The organism is Alkalilimnicola sp. S0819 (genome assembly GCF_009295635.1).
Lineage (GTDB): Bacteria > Pseudomonadota > Gammaproteobacteria > Nitrococcales > WHIW01 > S0819.
Map to the genome: position 1 here is coordinate 1 of NZ_WHIW01000037.1, position 1,464 is coordinate 1,464.

General features: G+C 60.0%; 2 protein-coding genes. Both read left to right on the top strand.

Going from position 1 to position 1,464, the window contains the following annotated elements; all coding sequences use genetic code 11:
- The first annotated feature begins 283 nt into the window (after positions 1-283).
- A complete protein-coding gene (locus tag GBG68_RS13850; RefSeq protein WP_152148375.1) occupies positions 284-538 on the top strand; it encodes a type II toxin-antitoxin system HicA family toxin in 255 nt (84 codons plus the stop codon).
- A complete protein-coding gene (locus GBG68_RS13855) occupies positions 535-867 on the top strand; it encodes a type II toxin-antitoxin system HicB family antitoxin (protein WP_152148377.1) in 333 nt (110 codons plus the stop codon). The genes GBG68_RS13850 and GBG68_RS13855 overlap by 4 nt, the downstream gene beginning before the upstream one ends.
- Positions 868-1,464 lie beyond the last annotated feature (597 nt).

Sequence of the window (1,464 nt, forward strand, 5' to 3'; positions counted from 1 at the left end):
GATCGAGTACAACGAGGAGCGGCCGCACGACGCCTTGGGCGAACGCACACCGCTCGAACATTTTACCCACTACGCCATGGGTTCTAGTTTGGAGGTGTCTACTTGACGGGGGAGCTTACGGTTGTGCCCGGCCAGGCTCACTGCCAACTAAAACAACAACCTGCGCTAACAAGGCGGTGAAGCCGACGGCAAAAACGCTGCGCGTTTTTTCCGCGGCTTACCGCTAGCCGTTAGCGCTCACTCCGCCCTTCCCTGAGATATCATATAGTGCTATCATTTTGGCGTGAACAAATCGCACCGCAAGACACTAGCGGAGATATTCTCCGCGCCAACACCCCGCAACCTGGAATGGCGGCGCATCGAGGTGTTGCTGCTGGCCGCAGGGGCCCAGTTGGTTGAAGGACGGGGTTCGCGAGTGCGGTTTGAACTGAACGGTGTCGTCGCCTCCTTCCACCGGCCCCATCCCCAGAAGGAAGCGAAGCCCTACCAGGTACGCGATGCCAAGGAGTTCTTGACCCAAGCGGGTGTTAAGCCATGAACGCAATGAGCTACAAAGGGTATCTGGCCCGAATCGAGTACAGCGACGAAGACGAGTGCTTCGTTGGTCACATCGCGGGCATCCGGGACGTCGTCGGTTTCCACGGGGAATCCGTTGGTGAACTCCGTGCCGCATTCGAGGAAGCCGTTGATGACTACGTGGAGACCTGCGAGCGCCTGAACAAAAAGCCACAGCGGCCTTACTCGGGCAAGGTCATGCTCAGGCTCGAACCGTCTCTTCATGCCAAGGCAGCGATGTCCGCTCAAGCCCAGGGAAAGAGCCTCAACGCTTGGGCACAGGAGGCCCTGCAGAAGGCGGTTTCCGAATAAGCACGCGCTAACCATCGCTTGAAGCCGACGCGGCAAAGCCGCGCGGCTTAAGCGAAACGTTAGCGCGAGAAATGGGGCATCACAGCTGCCGCAGAAAGCCCCGCCGTTGAAACGGCGATGCCGGCGCTGGTGAAGGCGCGGGACAGCGGATGCACCCTGGGTTTTGCCGGCCCACCAGTAGGCGCTGCTCGCGCCCTACTCCGAGGGTGCGCTGCTGAAGAAAGAAGAACACGGAGGGCCGCGGTTCTGTCCGTGCAAATGCTCAGCACCCCTTGGCGGCCCGAATGCGCTGCCCGGATAAAGGAGCGAACGGAACCAGCGCTGGTGAAGCGCGGCGCGCTGCGATAGGTTCCAGAGAACAAGATGAGAAAGCAGGCGCTGTCGGTGGTATCCGGCCAGGCTCACTGCCAACCAAAACAGCAACTTGCGCTAACAAAGCGGTGAAGCCGACAGCAAAAACGCTGCGCGTTTTTCCTGCGGCTTACCGCTAGCCGTTAGGCTGGAGAGAACGAACGCCCCGATGCACCAGTGGACTTGGACCGATGGCTGGCTGTTGATGGCTGTTTTCATGGCGAAGCAAGGAGAGCCCGCTGAGCT

Excerpts from the sequence above, each read along its gene's own strand:
- GBG68_RS13855 (WP_152148377.1), top strand. The coding sequence starts at position 535 with ATGAACGCAATGAGCTACAAAGGGTATCTGGCCCGAATCGAGTACAGC.